The organism is Sporomusa sp. (assembly GCF_035561255.1).
In the GTDB taxonomy this organism is placed as follows: Bacteria; Bacillota; Negativicutes; order Sporomusales; family Sporomusaceae; genus Sporomusa.
The window spans coordinates 1-3,728 of record NZ_DATMXX010000013.1; the positions used below are offsets into that span (position 1 = coordinate 1).

5 protein-coding genes are annotated in these 3,728 nt (G+C 42.7%); 3 read left to right on the forward strand and 2 right to left on the reverse strand.

The window, feature by feature from the left end; genetic code table 11:
- The first annotated feature begins 28 nt into the window (after positions 1–28).
- The 3 genes from VN379_RS00750 to VN379_RS00760 all read left to right on the forward strand — a co-directional run bounded on the left by VN379_RS00750 (position 29) and on the right by VN379_RS00760 (position 2,132).
- Positions 29–457, forward strand: a complete 429-nt coding sequence (locus tag VN379_RS00750; RefSeq protein ID WP_325529796.1) for a PaaI family thioesterase — start codon at positions 29–31, stop codon at positions 455–457.
- Between the two features lie 27 nt (positions 458–484).
- Complete coding sequence (locus VN379_RS00755) at positions 485–1,021, forward strand: hypothetical protein (RefSeq protein ID WP_325529798.1); 537 nt, start codon at positions 485–487, stop codon at positions 1,019–1,021.
- A 145-nt stretch (positions 1,022–1,166) separates the two neighbouring features.
- Positions 1,167–2,132, forward strand: a complete 966-nt coding sequence (locus VN379_RS00760) for an alpha/beta hydrolase (RefSeq protein ID WP_325529800.1) — start codon at positions 1,167–1,169, stop codon at positions 2,130–2,132.
- Between the two features lie 105 nt (positions 2,133–2,237).
- On the opposite strand, the gene VN379_RS00765 is transcribed toward VN379_RS00760, so the two are convergent.
- Both VN379_RS00765 and VN379_RS00770 read right to left on the reverse strand, forming a co-directional pair.
- The gene (locus VN379_RS00765) at positions 2,238–2,552 is read right to left on the reverse strand and encodes a zinc-ribbon domain containing protein (RefSeq protein ID WP_325529802.1); all 315 of its coding nucleotides are present in this window, start codon (positions 2,550–2,552) and stop codon (positions 2,238–2,240) included.
- Positions 2,553–2,769: 217 nt separating this feature from the next.
- Positions 2,770–3,492, reverse strand: a complete 723-nt coding sequence (locus tag VN379_RS00770) for a polysaccharide deacetylase family protein (RefSeq protein ID WP_325529804.1) — start codon at positions 3,490–3,492, stop codon at positions 2,770–2,772.
- Positions 3,493–3,728: the final 236 nt, after the last annotated feature.

Below are 3,728 nucleotides of genomic sequence, written 5' to 3' on the forward strand. Positions count from 1 at the left end.
ATTGTATACAATTTAGAGGAGGCAGAATATGACAGAGCAGCTTTTATTGCTAAAAAATCACTTACATAAACTCTACACCAAAAACCCGTTTGTACATCTGCTGGAAATGGAGATTATTGAACTAGAGCCAGGAATGGCAAAATTATCAATGCCGGTAACCAATAATAAACATACTAACCTATACAACATGGCCCATGGCGGTGCGTTAGCCTCACTGGCAGATACCGCAATGGGAATGGCCTGCGCAACCACTGGAAAAAAGGTAGTAACACTAGATATGAATCTAAATTATATTCGCAGCGCCGAATGTCAGGAAGCCATCATTGCTGTTGGTACGCTAATTCACACTGGTAACCAGACAATGGTTGCAGAGGCTGATATTCTTGACGGCGCCCATAACCTGCTTGTAAAAGCCAGAGCAACCTTTTTCGTTACAGGAACATTCTTATCAGAATAGTAATCATAAATAAACAAGGGTGAGCCTATGGACAATCAGAATTGGACAGCATTATGGAGTATTCAGGCCCGGGCCTTCAGGATTCCCTATACACCATTTAGTCACAATTTTTGGGCTCTTGGCGCTCCTGGCGGCGTGGTTGTCGATCAGATTCATGGTTTGGCATTTGATCCAAAAACAGGAACAACTAAAGCCATCGGCAATTCATCGCATTTTCTGCGTGTTGTCCATGATCCCTCCATTGTCTGGTCATTACAGCCGGATCAACCTGCTGTACTATGTACTGCCGGATCTGAATCAGAAATGCGCGATCGGTGGCAGGCAGCGTTAAACTCGATTTTTGCCATCAATGCATTGAACCTGCGTTATCCCAATCTGTGGCAGCATTTATACAAAAAGAATAGTAATACCATATTTAATACCCTCGGCCTGATTATTGGGGTTACTAAACCGGCGAAGCTGCTCCCGACACTAGCCCCTGGCATAAAATTGGTGGTTTCACAGGATATTATTGCTCACTACTGCTATAAGCCCAGTTTACAAAAAAAGCAGTCATCCCATTGATGCAGCCCTATAATCTCCAGAGATATATGGATTCTTTAGAATAATAATTAAAAAAACCACTTTACGGTGGTTTTTTTATTTGTATATGACGCACCCTATCTCTAGTTGCTTATGAAATACTTTACAGTACTGGAGGTTGCTGCTAATGGATATTGCCCTAAAAACGCACAAGCGCAAAGTCTACTATAATACCTTCGTCGTTCTTGCGTTCCTAATCCTCATTATTTTAAATTCTATCTTCATTTTTCTTGGCATAATACTCCATAATGGGCTCAGTGTAGTGAACACAAGGGTTGAATTTATGCATTATAATAATGTTCAGACCCGGCTTAAACACGGAATAGAAACCAAAGGCTGGCAACCGGTCAGCCTTCATTCTCGTTTTGGCTATACTCTTGAAGGGACCTTTATCCCCAATCCAAAGCCTTCAAATAAAACCGTAATCTTTGTACATGGGATAGCGGCCACCCAGGCCATGGGTATGCATTATCTGGAGCTGTATCTTAACAGGGGGTACAACCTGCTGATTTATGATTCCCGTGCCCACGGTGCAAGTGGCGGACCTTGCGTAACATGGGGTTATTATGAACAATATGATCTAGACCAGTGGGTCGACTGGCTCGAAGAAAAACAGCCTGACGGCATCATCGGTATACATGGTGTGTCTCTGGGGGCGGCAACAGCAATAATGCATGCAGCTCTGAATGAATCCTCAAAGCGGGTAAAATTCTATGTTGCTGATAGTGCTTATAGTGAACTATCAAAATTAATGGCTCAACAGCTTGTTAAACATACCCAGTCACAACATCCTCTATGGATTGATATCCTCTTGAAATATACCAGTCTGGCTGCCTATATTCAGTCTGACTTCTCCTACGAAACAATATCTCCTTTTGCCGCCGCAGCTCACATTACTACTCCCATTTTATATCTTCATGGCGAAACAGACGCAATTGTGCCTGTGGAAATGAGCCGCCAACTATACAAAGCCACAAGCGGCTACCGGGAGCTCCACACATTTCCGGGCATCCGGCACGGCAGAGCAGTTTTAGATAGCAAACAGGAGTACCAGGACGTAGTTACAAGGTTTCTAACTGCGATAGACCTTTAGCCTGATCACTATTAATCTGACAAAGATAACCTCAGACCATTACCAGGAAATATATACTACTGTAAATAAAAAACTCCCCTGCTGAAAGCAGGGGAGTTGATACTTTTAGTATCTGTTGTTGTTTTGAGTGAAGCAATCTCTGCAATATACAGGACGATCGCTGCTTGGACGGAAAGGTACTTGGGTTTGTACGCCACAAGCTGCACAAGTTACATTGTGCATTTCGCGTTGTTGGAAGTTATTGCTACGACCGCCGAAACCACCGCGGTTGTTGTTTTGTTGTTTGCGAGCTGCTCTGCAATCAGGGCAACGACCTGGTTCGTTGGTGAAACCTTTCTCTGCAAAGAAGTCTTGCTCAGATGCTGTGAATACGAATCCAGCACCACAGTCGCGACAGGTTAAGTTTTTGTCTTGATTCATTATAAAATTCCTCCTATTAAGATTGTACCCGGATAGCTTTTCGTAAATTACTCACTGGGCTTCTCTTAATGAGAAGGACTAATGATCAATTAACTGGGCCTTCAACTGGGTCTATTTCATTATACTTCTATTCAAACTGAATGTAAAGGGCAAAACTGGGGTTTTTTTGTTATTTTTGTATTTTTTTGATATATATGTCCAACTAATGCACACTTTATCAGAGAATACCATTAAATAAACTGAACGAATGCCTGACCTCATTGTATTGAAATAACTCGCTGACAGTGACAAACTCATAGCCACGTTCGCGAAGACGGTCAATGATAATGCCTAACGCTTTCGGTGTAGGTAACGGATACTGACCATCATGCAGCAACACAATACTGCCTGGTTTAATCTCTGTTACTACCTTTTCAACAACGCTTGCCGCAGGCGGACAGCTCCAGTCCTTGGGGTCGATTGACCATAAAACAACAGCATAACCTCGCTGACGGGCGATCTCAATGACCTGGGTATTGTAGAATCCTCCGGGTGGCCGGAATAATGTAGGCTTAGGTGCTATCGCCGTAATGGCCTTCTCGGCTTTGTCAAATTCCTCTGTTATTTTTTGAGGACTTAGCTTAGGTAATGTTGGATGACTGTACGTATGAGCCCCAATTTCATGACCATCAGCCACTTCCTGAGCGAGAAATTCCGGAAAACTCTCGACATTCTGTCCAAGAACAAAAAAGGTTGCCCTTACATGCTTTTCTCTTAAAACGTTCAGAATCTCCGGTGTCGCCTTATAATTCGGTCCGTCATCAATCGTCAATGCCACGACTTTATGAGTAGTAGGAACCTTAGAAATTGTCTGCACATCCTCTGATAAATGATTCTCCGCCACACCGGCCATAGCAACCATAAGTGCTATCGTGCCAACCATTAAATAGCGTCTTTTCACAAAGAGCTCCCCTTCCATTTATGTGCAGCCAATATCATTAACATTACACTCAATCAATTGCCTGCTTTAACCCTCGAATAGTTCTCTTTATGACTAAATATATGCCTGAAATAAAAAGATATATCTGCAGGCAGCTATAATCCGTAACTTAGAAAGGAAAGAACACAACAGCTTTATATATAAGAAAGCAATCTGCAAACACCCACAATAGAATGACCTGGCTGAGAAGATATCAC

Bases quoted from the DNA above. Each gene is read 5' to 3' on its own strand.
- VN379_RS00750 (WP_325529796.1), top strand. From the start codon at position 29: ATGACAGAGCAGCTTTTATTGCTAAAAAATCACTTACATAAACTCTAC.
- VN379_RS00755 (WP_325529798.1), top strand. From the start codon at position 485: ATGGACAATCAGAATTGGACAGCATTATGGAGTATTCAGGCCCGGGCC.
- VN379_RS00760 (WP_325529800.1), top strand. From the start codon at position 1,167: ATGGATATTGCCCTAAAAACGCACAAGCGCAAAGTCTACTATAATACC.
- VN379_RS00765 (WP_325529802.1), bottom strand. From the start codon at position 2,552: ATGAATCAAGACAAAAACTTAACCTGTCGCGACTGTGGTGCTGGATTC.